General features: G+C 68.8%; 17 protein-coding genes and 1 riboswitch. Of the genes, 9 read left to right on the top strand and 8 right to left on the bottom strand.

Annotated elements, in window-relative coordinates; genetic code table 11:
• Positions 1 to 909, bottom strand: a complete 909-nt coding sequence (locus ACNJ7K_RS00225; protein WP_487040960.1) for a DUF3027 domain-containing protein — start codon at positions 907 to 909, stop codon at positions 1 to 3.
• Positions 910 to 993: 84 nt separating this feature from the next.
• On the opposite strand from ACNJ7K_RS00225, the gene ACNJ7K_RS00220 reads away from it, so the two are divergent.
• The 3 genes from ACNJ7K_RS00220 to ACNJ7K_RS00210 all read left to right on the top strand — a co-directional run bounded on the left by ACNJ7K_RS00220 (position 994) and on the right by ACNJ7K_RS00210 (position 4,067).
• Positions 994 to 1,809 (top strand): glutaminyl-peptide cyclotransferase, encoded by an 816-nt coding sequence (locus tag ACNJ7K_RS00220; protein WP_120283968.1) that lies wholly within the window; start codon positions 994 to 996, stop codon positions 1,807 to 1,809.
• Between the two features lie 91 nt (positions 1,810 to 1,900).
• Positions 1,901 to 3,577, top strand: a complete 1,677-nt coding sequence (locus tag ACNJ7K_RS00215; protein ID WP_487040959.1) for an MFS transporter — start codon at positions 1,901 to 1,903, stop codon at positions 3,575 to 3,577.
• A 1-nt stretch (position 3,578) separates the two neighbouring features.
• A complete protein-coding gene (locus tag ACNJ7K_RS00210) occupies positions 3,579 to 4,067 on the top strand; it encodes a DUF2771 domain-containing protein (protein WP_088897816.1) in 489 nt (162 codons plus the stop codon).
• Positions 4,068 to 4,146: 79 nt separating this feature from the next.
• Here ACNJ7K_RS00210 and ACNJ7K_RS00205 read toward each other — a convergent pair whose 3' ends face one another.
• Positions 4,147 to 4,554, bottom strand: a complete 408-nt coding sequence (locus tag ACNJ7K_RS00205) for a cold-shock protein (RefSeq protein WP_006551677.1) — start codon at positions 4,552 to 4,554, stop codon at positions 4,147 to 4,149.
• A gap of 193 nt (positions 4,555 to 4,747) precedes the next feature.
• On the opposite strand from ACNJ7K_RS00205, the gene ACNJ7K_RS00200 reads away from it, so the two are divergent.
• The 3 genes from ACNJ7K_RS00200 (at position 4,748) to ACNJ7K_RS00190 (ending at position 6,442) form a co-directional block, all read left to right on the top strand.
• Positions 4,748 to 4,990 carry a hypothetical protein gene (locus ACNJ7K_RS00200; RefSeq protein WP_051032935.1) on the top strand — a complete coding sequence of 81 codons (243 nt, stop codon included), beginning with the start codon at positions 4,748 to 4,750 and terminating at the stop codon, positions 4,988 to 4,990.
• On the top strand, positions 4,987 to 5,379 hold the full coding sequence (locus ACNJ7K_RS00195; RefSeq protein ID WP_024103083.1) for a YccF domain-containing protein: 393 nt from the start codon (positions 4,987 to 4,989) through the stop codon (positions 5,377 to 5,379). Before ACNJ7K_RS00200 ends, ACNJ7K_RS00195 begins: the two co-directional genes overlap by 4 nt.
• A gap of 287 nt (positions 5,380 to 5,666) precedes the next feature.
• A riboswitch (cyclic di-AMP (ydaO/yuaA leader) is annotated at positions 5,667 to 5,841 on the top strand.
• Positions 5,842 to 5,851: 10 nt separating this feature from the next.
• Positions 5,852 to 6,442 carry a resuscitation-promoting factor Rpf1 domain-containing protein gene (locus ACNJ7K_RS00190; protein WP_120281540.1) on the top strand — a complete coding sequence of 197 codons (591 nt, stop codon included), beginning with the start codon at positions 5,852 to 5,854 and terminating at the stop codon, positions 6,440 to 6,442.
• A 158-nt stretch (positions 6,443 to 6,600) separates the two neighbouring features.
• On the opposite strand, the gene ACNJ7K_RS00185 is transcribed toward ACNJ7K_RS00190, so the two are convergent.
• Positions 6,601 to 6,789 carry a hypothetical protein gene (locus ACNJ7K_RS00185; RefSeq protein WP_006551681.1) on the bottom strand — a complete coding sequence of 63 codons (189 nt, stop codon included), beginning with the start codon at positions 6,787 to 6,789 and terminating at the stop codon, positions 6,601 to 6,603.
• Between the two features lie 59 nt (positions 6,790 to 6,848).
• Between ACNJ7K_RS00185 and ACNJ7K_RS00180 the strand changes: the two genes are divergently transcribed.
• Positions 6,849 to 9,128, top strand: coding sequence for a helicase-associated domain-containing protein (locus ACNJ7K_RS00180; RefSeq protein ID WP_487040958.1), 2,280 nt, complete (start codon positions 6,849 to 6,851; stop codon positions 9,126 to 9,128).
• A 71-nt stretch (positions 9,129 to 9,199) separates the two neighbouring features.
• On the opposite strand, the gene ACNJ7K_RS00175 is transcribed toward ACNJ7K_RS00180, so the two are convergent.
• Genes ACNJ7K_RS00175 through ACNJ7K_RS00155 form a run of 5 tightly spaced genes read right to left on the bottom strand, consistent with a single transcriptional unit; the run spans position 9,200 to position 13,209 of the window.
• Positions 9,200 to 10,555 (bottom strand): LLM class flavin-dependent oxidoreductase, encoded by a 1,356-nt coding sequence (locus ACNJ7K_RS00175; RefSeq protein ID WP_487040957.1) that lies wholly within the window; start codon positions 10,553 to 10,555, stop codon positions 9,200 to 9,202.
• A 28-nt stretch (positions 10,556 to 10,583) separates the two neighbouring features.
• A complete protein-coding gene (locus tag ACNJ7K_RS00170; RefSeq protein WP_085469337.1) occupies positions 10,584 to 11,309 on the bottom strand; it encodes an ABC transporter ATP-binding protein in 726 nt (241 codons plus the stop codon).
• A complete protein-coding gene (locus tag ACNJ7K_RS00165; RefSeq protein WP_487040956.1) occupies positions 11,285 to 11,854 on the bottom strand; it encodes an ABC transporter permease in 570 nt (189 codons plus the stop codon). Before ACNJ7K_RS00165 ends, ACNJ7K_RS00170 begins: the two co-directional genes overlap by 25 nt.
• 27 nt (positions 11,855 to 11,881) lie before the next feature.
• Positions 11,882 to 12,148 (bottom strand): hypothetical protein, encoded by a 267-nt coding sequence (locus ACNJ7K_RS00160; RefSeq protein WP_487040955.1) that lies wholly within the window; start codon positions 12,146 to 12,148, stop codon positions 11,882 to 11,884.
• Positions 12,145 to 13,209, bottom strand: a complete 1,065-nt coding sequence (locus ACNJ7K_RS00155) for an ABC transporter substrate-binding protein (RefSeq protein WP_085469251.1) — start codon at positions 13,207 to 13,209, stop codon at positions 12,145 to 12,147. Before ACNJ7K_RS00155 ends, ACNJ7K_RS00160 begins: the two co-directional genes overlap by 4 nt.
• A gap of 642 nt (positions 13,210 to 13,851) precedes the next feature.
• Between ACNJ7K_RS00155 and ACNJ7K_RS00150 the strand changes: the two genes are divergently transcribed.
• Together ACNJ7K_RS00150 and ACNJ7K_RS00145 are read left to right on the top strand one after the other, a co-directional pair.
• On the top strand, positions 13,852 to 14,019 hold the full coding sequence (locus ACNJ7K_RS00150) for a hypothetical protein (RefSeq protein WP_019289942.1): 168 nt from the start codon (positions 13,852 to 13,854) through the stop codon (positions 14,017 to 14,019).
• Positions 14,020 to 14,041: 22 nt separating this feature from the next.
• Complete coding sequence (locus tag ACNJ7K_RS00145) at positions 14,042 to 14,200, top strand: hypothetical protein (RefSeq protein ID WP_016691299.1); 159 nt, start codon at positions 14,042 to 14,044, stop codon at positions 14,198 to 14,200.
• The last annotated feature ends 31 nt before the right edge of the window (positions 14,201 to 14,231 follow it).

Here is a 14,231-nt window from a genome sequence, read left to right as displayed (position 1 = left end):
TCAGTCGGTCTGTTCCGGCTCGGACGGGGACGACTCGACAGCAGGCTCGTCCGTGGACTCTGCAGGCGTGGGCTCGGTGGTCACGGACTCCGCGGGCGCCGACTCCGCAGGCGCAGGGGTGGCCGGTCCGAGCTCGACGACCTCCACTGCCGAATCGTCGAACGCCTCGTAGATCGGCGAACCGGCACCGGTGGGCAGGCTCGTGTCGGAATGCGCGCCGCATCCGTACTCGGCGTGCACGACGTGACCGTCGGCGGCGAACTCGTTGCCGCAGACGCCGAAGGCCGCACGCAGCGATCCGGCGAGCGGAAGATAGAAACCGCACAGGCGGCACGAGGACGGAGCGGCCTTCGCCATCTCCGAGTCGGGGCCGTAGTCGCTGTCGAACCAGCGCTGCGCTGCCTCGAGGCGACCCTCCAGGCTCATGACCTGCTTGCGGCCCAGCCCGATCTCCAGGGCGGTCTCGTCGACCTCGGGATCGCCGGACTGCATGTAGCCGGGAACCAGCCGCACATCGTCGGGAGCGGGAGCCAGCAGGTCGCCGGGACCCAGATCGCCGGGACGGATCCGCTCGCTCCACGGCACCCACTCGGGTGCGACGAGCGCGTCGGGACCGGGCAGGAGCACGAGTTCGCTCACCGTCACGCGATCCGAATCCGGGGCGGCGGCCACGACGACGGCCCACTGCCAACCGCGGTAGCCCGGCAGCTCCGAGGCGAAACGATGGGTGGCCGAGCACTCGTCCTCGCGCGTCACGCCCAGATAGGCGCCGACTCCACCGTCCCCGAGTTCGTCGAGTGCGGCCCGAGCGAGGTCGACGGCGTCGGCGAGCACGGAACGCACCGCCGGATCGACCACGGGGTTCGTTCCTCGGGAAGTGGAAGCAGAGGCAACACTCACGGCCTCCATTCTGCCTGACCTGTCTGCTCCGGCGCCTGCGGGTCGCGGAAGGTCGTACAGGCACCGCTCACGCGCGAGGTGCAGGATGGGCGCGTGCCCCGTCTTCTCCTCTCGGCCGCGGTCGCGACGGTCGTCTGCGTCACCACCGCCGGATGCGGCGACGATCTCGTCGCCGAACCCGGTCCACCCGCCACCGAACTCGGTGTGGAGGTCGTCGCCACGCACCCCCACGATCCGGAAGCGTTCACCCAGGGCCTCGAGATCGACGAAGGCGAACTGCTCGAAGGCACCGGCCGGGCCGGGCGCTCGTGGGTGTCGGCCCGGGAGGTCGACCTCGACAGCGGGACCGTCACCCTCGCCGAGACCGAGCGCACCCGCGAACCCGTCCTCGACGATCTTTTCGGTGAGGGCATCACCGTGGTCGGCGACGAGCTGTGGCAACTGACCTGGAAGGACGGCACGGCCGTCGTCCGCGATCGCGACACCCTGCTCGAGAAGCGCCGGGTCGACTACGACGGCGAGGGCTGGGGGCTGTGCGCGCAACCCGACCGTCTGGTGATGAGCGACGGCTCGGCCGAGCTGATCTTCCGCGACCCCGCCACCTTCGACGAAGTCGGACGCGTCACCGTCCACCGGGACGGACGTGCCGTGTCGAAGCTCAACGAACTCGAGTGCACCGAGGACGGCAGGGTCTGGGCGAACGTGTGGCAGACGGACGAGATCGTGCTGATCGACCCGGCCTCGGGCCGGGTGGAGGCCCGGGTCGACGCGGCTCCGCTGCGCGATCGGCTGCCCGAGGGGGCCGATGTGGACGTCCTCAACGGCATCGCACACATCCCCGGGACCGATCGGTTCCTGGTGACGGGCAAGTACTGGCCGACGCTGTTCGAAGTGCGTTTCGTGGAGTGATCCGGGTGGCATACCGATCGCGACACGCGTCACTCGGGCCACGTGCCGCCCTTGTGTTACAGCCTCTATCGCGTGGGGAAGAATCGAAGACGTGACCGAACCGGACGAGCGACCCGCCCCCGAGGGAGCGGACGGCCGTGTCCCGGGTTCGCAGCATCCGGGGTACAGCAACTATCCGCCTCCGCGCCGCGTCTCGGGCCGTCGCACTCCCCTGCCGCCCCTGCATCCCGTCGACCATCCGCGCCGACCGCCGGGCGCGTCGGCCGGCGGTCGGGCGGAGTCCTCGTCCGAGACCGACTCACCGCGCGCTCCGCGCATGCCGCGGAAGCTGACGGTGACGCGGGTCGCGGCCCTGCGCAGCCGCGAACTCACCTCGAAGGGCATCGCGACCTTCCGTCGAGCGGCCACGGCCGACGGCGCCGACAAGTCGGGGCTGACCGCGCTCACCTACGCGACGATGGCGAACTTCGCCTCCGACGCGGCCATCGCCGTCGCGCTCGCGAACACCCTGTTCTTCTCGGCGGCCACCGGTGAGGACAGGACGAAGGTCGCGCTGTATCTGCTCATCACGATCGCGCCGTTCGCGATCATCGCCCCGCTCATCGGGCCGTTGCTCGACAGGTTGCAGCACGGTCGTCGCGTCGCGCTGGCGACGTCCTTCGCGCTGCGCACGGTGCTCGCGGTGGTGCTGGTGTTCAACTTCGACAGCTGGCTGTTGTATCCGGCGGCGCTCGGCATGATGGTGCTGAGCAAATCGTTCGCGGTACTCAAATCCGCGGTGACACCCAGAGTCCTGCCACCGGAGATCGATCTGGTGCGGGTGAACTCCCGGTTGACGGTCTTCGGCCTGGTCGGCGGCACGATCGGTGCCGGCGCGATCGCGGCGGCCGCGGCATGGGCGTTCGGTTCGTCGGGCGCGCTGTGGCTGTGCGCCGGGATCACCGCATTCGGCGCCTATCTGAGCATGCGCATCCCCGCCTGGGTCGAGGTCACCGAGGGCGAGGTGCCGGCGACGCTGTCGTACCACCGCTCCGACGCGCGCACCGAGGTGCTGAACGCCGACACGGTGACCGAGGTGATCGTCACCAAGTCCGGGAAACGGAAGCAGCCGCTGGGACGGGCGGTGGTGACCGGGCTGTGGGGCAACGGCACGATCCGCATCCTCACCGGCTTCCTGACCTTGTTCATGGCATTCGTCGCGAAGAACACCACCGGACAGGATCCGCTGATGCAGGCCGCGATGCTCGGTGGTGTCGGTGCCGCCGCCGCGGTCGGCAACTTCGCGGGCAATGCGACCGGAGCGCGACTCGCGCTCGGACGGCCCGCTCTCATCGTCGTGCGGTGCACCGCCGCCGTCGTCGTCGTGGCCGCCGTCGTCGCCGCGACCGGCAACGTCCTGGCCGCCGCGCTGGCGGCGCTCGTGGCGGCGTGCGCCAGCGCGCTGGCCAAGGTCTCGCTCGATGCATCGCTCCAGCAGGACCTTCCCGAGGAGTCGATCGCGTCCGGATTCGGCAGGTCCGAGACGGTCCTCCAGCTCAGCTGGGTGTTCGGCGGAGCGATGGGTGTGCTGTTGCCGACCGAACTGTGGCTCGGGTTCGCTGTGGTCTCCGTAGCGCTGGTTCTCGGATTCGCGCAGACGGTGCTGACATACCGTGGGGGGACATTGTTGCCGGGATTCGGCGGCCGTCGACCCGAACGCGTCTCCACCGAGACGGCTGCCGGGCGAAGGCCCGCCGGTGGATCCCCCACCGAAGATTGGAACAGTTGAGTTGCAGGCCCGGACGAAGAAGACTCTCGCGCTGCTGCTGGTGGCCCTGGTGGTCGTGGTAGCGGGAGTCGCCGCCACGGTGTGGAAACTGGTCGATTCGGCCGAGCCCACGCTCCCCACGATCACCGCGTACGCACGGGGAGAGACCGTGACGGTCGACCCCGCGCAGCACTGCAATCTCTATCTCGAGGACTGTGTGGAGAACCCGATCGGTCAGCTCGACGTGCCGGCCGGTTACCCGCTGCAGCTGTCGCTTCCGTCGGAGATCGCCGACGCGCCGTGGCGCATCCTCACCGTCTACGGCGACACGCAGACCGGGCAGACCTACATCGACGGCGCGATGTTCGAGGCCGGTGCGCGCCGCACCCTCACCGTGGAGAGCTCTCCGGAGCTGCAGCTGCTCGGAGTGGAGATCCAGCTGCCGTCGGCCGTGGTCGACGAGGCCGGTGAACCGATCGCGCACGCCGTGTGGGCCGTCAAGACGTTCTGAGCTTCGGCCCCGCATACGACGACGGGCCCTCCTCGCACATGGCGAGGACGGCCCGTCGTGGTTCGTCCCAGGATTACATCTAGTGGTCGAGCTCGCGCGCGATCGCCCGCATGACCTCGGAGATGCGCTGCCCGGTCTTGCGGTCGGGGTAACGCCCGCGCCGCAGATCGGGCTGGACCGCTGCTTCGAGCAGCTTGATCATGTCCTCGACCATGCCGTGCAGCTCGTCCGGCGCGCGACGCTTCTGCTGGGCGGGAGCCTCGCGGCGACCCTGCCGCAGCGTGGGCTGCTCGAGGAGCTCGACCTTCAGCGCCTGCGGACCCCGGCGGCCCACCGCCATACCGAACTCGACACGCTGGCCGGGCTTGAGCGCTTCCACTCCCTCCGGGAGCGCCGAGGCGCGGACGTAGACGTCCTCGCCCTCGTCCTGGGACAGGAAGCCGAAGCCCTTCTCGACGTCGTACCACTTCACCTTGCCGGTCGGCACCGCGCTCACCTGCTCCTCGACAGCTGTGCCCCACAGTGGGGCAACCGTTCAACATGCAAAACAACGCGCCCCGACTCGGTCGAGCGGGACGCGTGGACACCTGTCAGTGTACCCGCAGAGGTGGGTCCGCCCCCGAATCGTCTTCCCGCTCCCGGACGTCACCGTCCGTCCTTGCGGCGACTACCGTGGTCACGTGGGTACTTCATCTTCGGATTCGTCTGCCGCCCCGCGTAACGGCCTCCTGAAGGCCGCGATCGCCTGCTTCGTCGTCGGTGTGGTGGCGGTCGTCGCCATCTTCCTCATTCCGGCGCTCACCGACGGCAAGCCCGGGCTCGTGCTGTATCTGTTGACCCTCGCATGGCCGTTGGGCTTCGCCCTCGCCATCGCCTTCGCGCTGCGCTCGGGCCGGCGCGCTCGGAACGGAGACCGGACATGAGGATCCTGCTCAACATCATCTGGTTGATCTTCGGCGGGCTGTGGCTCGCGCTCGGCTACTTCGCGGCGGGTCTGATCTGCTGCATCCTCATCATCACCATCCCGTTCGGCATCGCGTCGTTCCGGATCGGTATCTACGCGCTGTGGCCGTTCGGCAAGACGACGGTCGACAAGCCGACGGCCGGCACCATGTCGCTGATCGGCAACGTCATCTGGATCCTGGTGGCCGGTATCTGGCTGGCCCTCGGCCACATCGCCACCGCGCTCGCCATGGCCGTCACGATCATCGGCATCCCGCTCGCCGTCGCGAACCTGAAGATGATCCCGATCTCCCTGATGCCCCTGGGGAAGGAGATCGTTCCTGTGGATGCCCGCCCGAGTTACATGTGATCTTTCTCACATAACGAGCGGATAACGAGCGGGACTCGAAACGGAATTCCGGGTACCCGGACCCCACTACCTGGGACTTCATCCCCTGGTCCGCGCCGCGCACGTCTGTCGCCACGCGAATCGGCGCGTTATCAATTGGTGACACTTCGCCCTCGGAACCGTTACCGTCATGTCCGGTCGAACCGCCTGGCTCGACCGGTCCGGAACCGCCGCGCCAAATTCCTGTCCCGTGGTTCCGGAAGTCCCGACGAACGATCCACAGGGGACAGGAAACGGGGGACCCACCGGTCTCCCAGGAACCGATCGGCCCACAGCCGGACGGTGTCCAGGAGGCCCGGGCCGACGCAACCGCGACGGTCCTCGGGGTGAAGCCGAAGGCGCTCCCAACGGAGCGACACGGCCGGGCGACCTCTTCAGCCCGAACCCGACAGCTGACCTCGTAGGTGCGTACGGAGAGGAACACGGAACCGACATGAGCGGACGCCATCGCAAGCCCACCAATACCGGTCGTACCGTCGCGAAGTTCGCGCTGACGGGCGCAGTCCTCGGCGTCACGGGTGTCGCGTTCAGCGGCACGGCCGCTGCCGCCCCCGACTCCGACTGGGACCGCCTCGCACAGTGCGAGTCCGGCGGCAACTGGGGAATCAACACCGGCAACGGCTACCACGGTGGCCTGCAGTTCTCGCCGAGCACCTGGAACGCCTACGGCGGCCAGGAATACGCCGCCTCGGCCAGCCAGGCCAGCCGCGAGCAGCAGATCGCCGTCGCCGAGCGTGTTCTCGCCGGCCAGGGCTGGGGCGCATGGCCCTCCTGCTCGTCGAGCCTCGGACTGTCGAGCGCGCCCACGCAGCGCTCCGTCGACGCAGCGCCCAGCGCGCCCGCCGAGACCCCCGCGCCGGCCATCCAGAACGTTGTCCCGCAGCTTCCGGAGACCCCCGCTGTCCCCGCCGAGGTCCAGGGCATCCTGGCCGGCTTCGAGCAGGGCGTCACCGCACTCCAGGAGGCCGGTGTCGAGCTCGACCCGAACATCCTGGACGCCGTTCGCGCGGTGCTCCCGCAGTAACACCCCGAACATCCCGGAAGGGCCCCGCACCGTTCACGGTGCGGGGCCCTTCCGCATATGCGGACGACCTTCGTTCATCCCTCACACACGACGACGCCCGGCCCCACGAAGGGACCGGGCGTCGTACGGAAGAGCCTGTTCGGTGATCCGCGATCGGATCAGCGGTTGATCACCGTCTTCGGATGCGTGTAGGGCAGGTCCTCGACCGGCAACGGGAACACGGTGTCCTCACCGTACGGGGAGAGCGGACCGGAACGCGTGGACGACAGTTCGGTGACAGCGTGCTCACCGTCGGCCAGCTCGGGCCATCCGTGGTCGACGTAATGCTTTTTCGAAGAGGTAGCCATGCGCTCATTTTGGCAGGTGAGTTCGGGGCCTGCTACCGCAGGACTCTAATCTGGAGGGGATGTCCCCGACCACGCCCGCTCCCGACACCGCCTCGGACTCCCTCGCCCGCTGGCTGGCAGGTCGACGCGACACGGATCTGGCCGCCACGCTGCGCGCCCGTCCCGATCTCGTGGTGCCGCCACCGGCGAGCATGAACGTGCTCGCGAGCCGAGCGCAGCAACGCGCCTCGGTGTTCCGTGCGGCCGACGAACTCGACACCGCCGCCTTCGGGATCATCGAGGTGCTGGCCCGTCTCGGAGGGGTGGACACCCCCGTCTCCCGCGCCGCCGTGCTCGACGAGGTCTCCGGCCGTATCAGCGCGAGGAACGTCGACCGGATCCTGTCCACCCTGCGCTCGCTGCTGCTCGTGTGGGGGTCCACAGACGAACTGCGTCTCGTCGCCGCCGCCGTGGACGCCGTTCCGTGGCGCGTCGGACGCACCGGCGACGTCACCGGACCGTCCCGGCAGGAACTCGACGACCTCCTCGCGGCTCTTCCGCCCGAGCAGCGCAGCATCCTCGACACCCTGTCGCGTACGTCCCCGATCGGTCGGACCCGCGACGCCGCAGCGGACACCCCCGCCGACCGGCCCGTGCAGAAACTGCTCGCCGCCGGACTGCTCTTCCGCATCGACGACGAGACCGTCGAACTCCCTCACCGGGTGGGCCAGGCACTGCGCGACGACGCCCCCTTCGACCCGGCGGCGCTCGCTCCCCCGCGCGCACCGAAACCCACCCGCTCGACCGCCGACGTCAATGCGACCGCCGCCGGCGCCGCCCTCGAACTGCTGCGGCACTGCGAAGACGTTCTCGACATCCTCGGTGCGCAACCCGCCCCCGTCCTCAAGGCTGGTGGGCTCGGTGTCCGCGAACTGCATCGCATCGGGAAGGCGGTCGGACTCGACGACGACGAGACGGCGCTCGTCGTCGAGGTCCTCGCGGGTGCCGGTCTGATCGCGCGGGGCCTCCCCGACCCGCCGACACCCGGGGACGACGATCACTGGGCCCCGACCACCGCCACCGACGCGTGGCTCGCGTCCTCCCCCGCCTACCGCTGGGCCGTGCTCGCCGGTGCCTGGCTCGACCTGCCGCGCCGGCCCTGGCTGATCGGCCGGCGCGACCAGAACGACAAGCCGGTCGCCGCACTGTCCGACGAGGTGAAGTCCCCCACCGCCGCCCGCGACCGACGGCTGCTGCTCGACGTCCTCTCCGACGTGCCGGCAGCGGGCACGGACGTCGCCGACCTGCGTGCCGCTGCGGCGTGGCGTCGTCCACGCTGGGCGGGTCGCTTCGACACGACGAGCGTCGTGGAGACCGTGCGCGAGGCGACGACACTCGGTCTCGTCGCGCACGGCATGCTCGCGTCGCCGGGCAAGGCGTTGCTGCACGGCGGCGACGCCGAGGCCGAGATGGCGGCGGTGCTCCCCGAGCCCGTCGACTACGTGCTCGTCCAGGCCGACCTCACGGTCGTCGCCCCCGGGCCGCTCGTCCCCGAACTCGGCGAGCGGATCGCGCTCGTCGCCGACGTCGAATCGGCCGGTGCCGCGACCGTCTACCGGATCGGCGACAGCAGTATCCGGCGCGCGCTCGACGCCGGGCTCGGCGCGAGCGACCTGCACGGCCTGTTCGCGACGCATTCGCGCACCCCGGTGCCGCAGTCGCTCACCTACCTGATCGACGACGTCGCGCGTCGCCACGGACGCCTGCGGGCCGGTGTCGCGACGTCCTTCGTCCGCGCCGACGATCCGGCTCTGCTCACCGAGGTGCTGTCCGCCCCGGTCGCCGCGACGCTCGCCCTGCGCGCGGTCGCCCCCACCGTCGCGATCTCGCAGGCGCCTCTCGCCGAGGTGCTCACCGAGCTGCGCACCGCTGGTTTCGCTCCCGCCGGGGAGGACGCCTCGGGAGCGATCGTGGATCTACGGCCCCGGGGTGCCCGCGTCGCGATGCCGCGCGCCCGGGCCCGCTACGCCGGGCCCACCGCGCCGAGCGACGAACAACTCGACACCCTCGTGCGCACGCTGCGCGCCGGCGACCGTGCGGAGGCCGCGACACCGACGGCCTCGGCATGTGGTGACGGCAGCCGATCCGGCGGTGCGGCGACACTCGCGCTGCTGCAACTGGCTGTGCACGGCAAGCGCAGCGTCACCCTCGGCTACGTCGACGCGCAGGGGGTGGCGACGCGTCGCATCGTCGACCCGGTGTCGGTGGGCGGCGGGCAGGTGCAGGCCTTCGACCCGGCGACCGGCTCGGTGCGCAGCTTCGTCCTGCACCGTGTCACGTCGGTGGCGCTGGTCGACTGACGACGGACCCCGGGTGCGGTCGATCAGGCATCGCGCGGAACCGCCCACCACCGGCCCGTGGGCGGAGAGGCTCAGCGCTGCGTCGCGAACCGCGCGAACGCCCTGCCGACGGTGAACTGGTTCTCCGGCCGCGGGAGCCCATAGTGCCCACGCAGGGTGGATTCGGTGTACTCGGTGCGGAACAGACCGCGCTCCTGCAGGATCGGCACCACACCGTCGACGAACTTCTCGAGCCCCGACGGCAGCACCGCGGGCATGATGTTGAAACCGTCGGCCGCGCCGCCGTGGAACCAGTGCTCGATCGTGTCGGTCACCTGCTCGGCCGTGCCCGCGAAAGTGCGGTGGCCGCGACCGCCGCCGAGGCGTTCGATGAGCTGCCGCACCGTGAGGTTCTCCCGTCGCGCGAGCTGCACGATGAGCGTGTACCGGCTCTTGGCTCCCTCGATCTCGTCCTCGGACGGCAGGTTCTCCGGCAGCGGCTCGTCGAGCGGAAGCTGCTCCGGCCGCAGCCCGAACCGTTCGGCGAGCTGGCGGCGGGCGTACTCGGGCGAGATCAGCCGGGCCAGTTCGGCGTCGAGTTCACGCGCTTCCTTCTCCGTATCGCCGATGACGGGCACGATGCCAGGGAGGATCAGCACCTGCCGCGGGTCGCGGCCGACCTTGCCCACGCGGTCCTTGACGTCGTCGTAGAACGCCTTGCCCTCCTCGAAGGTGGGCTGGGCGGTGAAGATCGCCTCGGCGTACAGCGCGGCGAAGTCCTTGCCGTTCTCCGACGAGCCCGCCTGCACGAGCAGCGGGTAGCCCTGCGGCGACCGCGGCACGTTGAGCGGCCCGGCCACCGAGAAGAACTCTCCCTCGTGTTCGAAGGTGTGGACCTTCGCGGAGTCGGCGTGGATCGCCGCCTCCTTGTCGGCGACGATCGCGTCGTCCTCCCAGCTGTCCCACAGCTTGGTCGACACCTCGACGAACTCGGCGGCCCGCGCATAGCGGCTCTTGTGCGCCGGCACGCCGTCGAGACCGAAATTGCGGGCGGCGTCGTCCCCGGCGGTGGTGACGATGTTCCAGCCGGCACGTCCCCCGCTGACGAAGTCCAGCGATGCGAATCGCCGCGCGAGGTTGTAGGGCTCGTTGTAGGTCGTCGACGCGGTCCCGATGAGACCGATCCGCTCGGTGGCCGTCGCGATCGCGGTGAGGATGATCGTGGGTTCGAGCTTGCCGCTCGGACGCCGCTCGGGATTCGCGAACAGTACGGGGCTGTCGGCGAGGAACACCGAGTCGAACCTGCCACGCTCGGCGGTGCGGGCGAGCGAGATGTAGTGCTGAATGTCGAGATTCGCGTTCGGGTCGCTCTCCGGCAGACGCCACGCCGCTTCGTGGTGGCCGATGGGCATGAGGAAGGCGTTGAGGTGCAATCGACGATCGGTCATGTCTTCTCCTGTCGTGAAAGGTCTTTCGTCACGGTTGTGTGATGACACCGAGGGCGGTGAGGAGGTCTTCACGGATGTCCCGGAAGCCGGGATCCGTGATGGAACGGGGTTTGTCGAGATCCACGTGGCGGTCGACGGCGATGCGTCCTTCGTCCAGCACGACGATCCGGTCGGCGAGCACGATCGCCTCGTCGACGTCGTGGGTCACGAGCAGCACGGTGGGACGGTGCGCGCGGACGAGGTCGTCGAGCAGTCCGTGCATCCTGATGCGGGTCAGGGCGTCGAGCGCACCGAACGGCTCGTCGGCGAGCAGCAACTGCGGCTCCCGTACCAGGGCTCGGGCCAGCGCGACACGCTGTTGCTCCCCGCCCGAGAGTTCGAGCGGCCAGGCGTCCTCGCGCCCGGCCAGGCCGACCTCGGCCAGCATCTCGGATCCCCGGCTCCTGCCCTGCCTGTCGAGACCGAGCGTGACGTTGTCGAGCACGCGCAGCCAGGGCAGCAGACGGGAGTCCTGGAAGGCGACGGAGACCTTCTCCGGTACCGCGAGTGCGCCGCCGCGGATCTCCACGTCGTAGTCGAGGCCGGCAAGTGCGCGCAGCAGAGTGGACTTCCCGGATCCGCTCCTGCCGAGCAGGGCGACGAACTGCCCGTCGGGGATCTCGAGGTCGAGTCCGTCGAGCACGTTCCGGTCGCCGAAGCCGCGGATCAGGCCGCGGATGCGTACGGCGCTCATCCGCCCAGCGTCTTCCGCCAGGTGAGCGCCCGACGCTCGAGCAACCGGAGACCGGCGTCGGATGCCAGACCGAAGACGCCGTAGACGAGCAATCCGACGAGGATGACGTCCGGCTGACCGTAGTTCTGGGCGTTGAACATCATCTTGCCCAGGCCGCTCACAGCGTTGATGCTCTCGACCACGATCAGGGTGAGCCACGCACCGGTCACCGCCAGGCGCAGACCGAGGAAGAATCCGGGCAGCGCTCCTCGCAGCACCACCTTCCACACGAACTGTGCGCGCGTGAGACCGAGGACCTCGGCGAGTTCGACGTAGCGCTGTTCGAGCGCCGTGAGGGCGTTGTGCGTCTGGATGTAGATGGTCACGACCGTCCCGAGTGCGATCACCGTGATCTTGAAGGTCTCGCCGATGCCGAGCCACAGGATCAGCAGCGGGATGAGACCCAGCGTCGGGATCGCACGCTTGAACTGCACAGGGCCGTCGATCAGGGCTTCGCCGGTGCGGGTCAGACCGGATGCGAGTGCGAGCGCGGTGCCGATGACGCATCCGATCACGAAGCCCAGCACGGCACGGCTCAGCGATGCCAGGATGTGTTATTGCAGAGTTCCTTCCGCGACGAGCTCGACCGCGCTGGTCACCACGGTCCAGGGAGCGGAGAGCTTGCGGTCGTCGATCCATCCGGCACCCGACCCGAGCGCCCACACGGCGAGCAGCAGAACCACGCCGGTCATGCGCGAGAACGGGACGGCCTTGCGGAGGCCGAGCCGCCGGAGCGGCCTGATCCCCTCCGTCGGTGGCGGATCGACGGGGTCCGGCGGGCAGGCGCCGACCTCCACCGGTTGTGTCAGTGTGCTGGTCACGAATCCGACCCCTTCCGGTACTTCTGCGGAACCGACTCCGCAGCAATCGTTTCGAATCTGCGATCGAAGATCTGCTCGACGTCGAACTCGTCGAACCATCCGGCCTCGTCGAGCAGTTCCGAGGTCTCCTGCGTCCATTCGATCGCGGAGTCCCAGTCGGTGGGATATGCCGGTTTCTGGCCGACGGTGTCGACGATCCGCCTGCCGTCCTCGTACGAGACCCCCTCGCTCTCGACGTAGTACTTCCGGATCCACTCGTCCCGGTTCTCCCATGCCCAGACGTCGCCCTGCGCCCACAGCGGGATGAACTCCTTGATCGCTGCGACCTTCGCGGGGTCCTCGAGCACGGACACCGGAGCCCACAGAACACTCAGCGCGTCGACCTCGGGCGTGAACACCCCTCGCGCACCCTCGGTTTCGTACTGGTTCAGGTACTTCGTGAGGGTCGGTTCCGCCAGCGGTGCGACGTCGACCTGTTTCGCCTGGAGCGCCGTGAGGAACTGTGTGCTCGGCAGTTCGACGAATTCCACCTCGTCGAGGCCGATTCCGGCCGACTTCAGCGTCCGGAGCACGACGACACCCTGAGCCTGCCCCGGCGACAACGCGATTTTCCTGCCGCGCAGGTCGGCCAGCGAATCGATGTCGGTACCGGGTGCCGTCGCGAGCGAGTACTGCGGCGAATCCTTCTCGCGTACGGCGACGATCCTGGCGTCGAGCCCGGTGGCGTGGGCCTGGATGGGAGGAATCGCCGCATTGACCGCGAGGTCGACGGCATCGCCGCGGAACGCTTGGATGACGTCGGGACCGGCCGAGACATCGGGCCAGTCCGACACCGTGAACGGCAACTCGTCGATACGGCCGGTCGCCTCGAGCTGGATACGAGTGGGCTTGACCGCGATGCTCAACGACGTCCCCGGTGGAATCTCCTCGGGGAGTTCGGCGTCGGCGGACAATCCCCCGGTCGAACCACCGGCGCACCCGGTGAGCACGACGCTCAGTGCGGCCGCAACGACGATCGGAGCGCGCGATCTTCGAGAGCGCACGAGTGAGGACACGGTCATGAGAACTCCTTGCGAAGGTGATGGGCGCGACGTCGCGCGAATGCGCCGACGCGCGCTACCGGAAGACGAACGGGAACCCGAGTGCGGGCCCGGCCTCGAGAACAGCAGTCCCGGGAACAGCAGTCCCGAAATCAGCGGTCGCGGTACGGAGAACAGCGACAGTGCGGACAACCGCGGAACCGCGATCGGTGGACGACGCGACACGCACGGTGTTCGCGACGCGAGGCACTGCGGCCTGCGATCACGGTCCGGCCCATCGCTCTCCCCCGTCTGCCCGGGCTGTGGACATCCTTCCGTCTGCACAGCATCGCCGGTGACGGTATCGGCCGCGTGGAACTCCGCGACAGGGATCGACGCACGGTGAAATCAACTCCGGACACCGGAATACAGAATATCTCGGCGCCGTGTTCGGATGGTGCACAGAATAATTCGAGTGACTGGCTTTTTCCGGGAAATGACGTATGGTGTGGTCCTGTCGAGTGGTTGTTCATCGAAGATGGAGTGACAATGGCCGACAAGGGCAAGAATCCGAAGAAGCCAGCGAAGTCCCTGAAGGAACGTCGCCAGGAGAAGCGGCAGAAGGCCGCCGAAGCCGGCGAGTTCATTCGTAAGCGGAAGCGGAGCTGAATCCGGTTGCAGGCCATGGATCTCGAAATCGCAGCGCTCGAAGCGCTGTACGACAAGATAAGTGGATTGTCCGGTCGGGAAACGGGCACCGACGCACAGCGGCACGGATATCGTGCCGCCTTGGCGCGTGCACGGGTGTTCGTTCTCGACGAGCGTGCCGGCGCAATGAAACAGCCGGCCTGAGAAAAGAGAAATCGGTACTGGAATGAAGCGGACGCTGCATGCCCTGGACAAGATCCAGGAACGACTCGAATCGGAACTGGATTCGAGGCCTCCCGCCTCCGAGAAGGACGCCGGCTACCGGTCCGGTATCTCCGAGGCACTGGTGTGCGTGATGGAGGTGCGGCAGTCGCTCGCACGGTGAGTACGCCGTGAAACCGGTCGGCCGTGCGTTC

Origin of the sequence: Rhodococcus shunpengi (assembly GCF_048381395.1) — a bacterium.
In the GTDB taxonomy this organism is placed as follows: domain Bacteria; phylum Actinomycetota; class Actinomycetes; order Mycobacteriales; family Mycobacteriaceae; genus Rhodococcus.
The sequence above is the reverse complement of the archived record's forward strand: the minus strand, read 5'-3'. Positions and strand labels throughout refer to the sequence as shown.

What these genes read in the sequence shown, in the direction of transcription:
- ACNJ7K_RS00150 (WP_019289942.1), top strand. Translation starts at nt 13,852, where the DNA reads ATGGATCTCGAAATCGCAGCGCTCGAAGCGCTGTACGACAAGATAAGT.
- ACNJ7K_RS00195 (WP_024103083.1), top strand. Translation starts at nt 4,987, where the DNA reads ATGAGGATCCTGCTCAACATCATCTGGTTGATCTTCGGCGGGCTGTGG.
- ACNJ7K_RS00145 (WP_016691299.1), top strand. Translation starts at nt 14,042, where the DNA reads ATGAAGCGGACGCTGCATGCCCTGGACAAGATCCAGGAACGACTCGAA.
- ACNJ7K_RS00180 (WP_487040958.1), top strand. Translation starts at nt 6,849, where the DNA reads ATGTCCCCGACCACGCCCGCTCCCGACACCGCCTCGGACTCCCTCGCC.
- ACNJ7K_RS00225 (WP_487040960.1), bottom strand. Translation starts at nt 909, where the DNA reads ATGGAGGCCGTGAGTGTTGCCTCTGCTTCCACTTCCCGAGGAACGAAC.
- ACNJ7K_RS00175 (WP_487040957.1), bottom strand. Translation starts at nt 10,555, where the DNA reads ATGACCGATCGTCGATTGCACCTCAACGCCTTCCTCATGCCCATCGGC.
- ACNJ7K_RS00155 (WP_085469251.1), bottom strand. Translation starts at nt 13,209, where the DNA reads ATGACCGTGTCCTCACTCGTGCGCTCTCGAAGATCGCGCGCTCCGATC.
- ACNJ7K_RS00190 (WP_120281540.1), top strand. Translation starts at nt 5,852, where the DNA reads ATGAGCGGACGCCATCGCAAGCCCACCAATACCGGTCGTACCGTCGCG.
- ACNJ7K_RS00185 (WP_006551681.1), bottom strand. Translation starts at nt 6,789, where the DNA reads ATGGCTACCTCTTCGAAAAAGCATTACGTCGACCACGGATGGCCCGAG.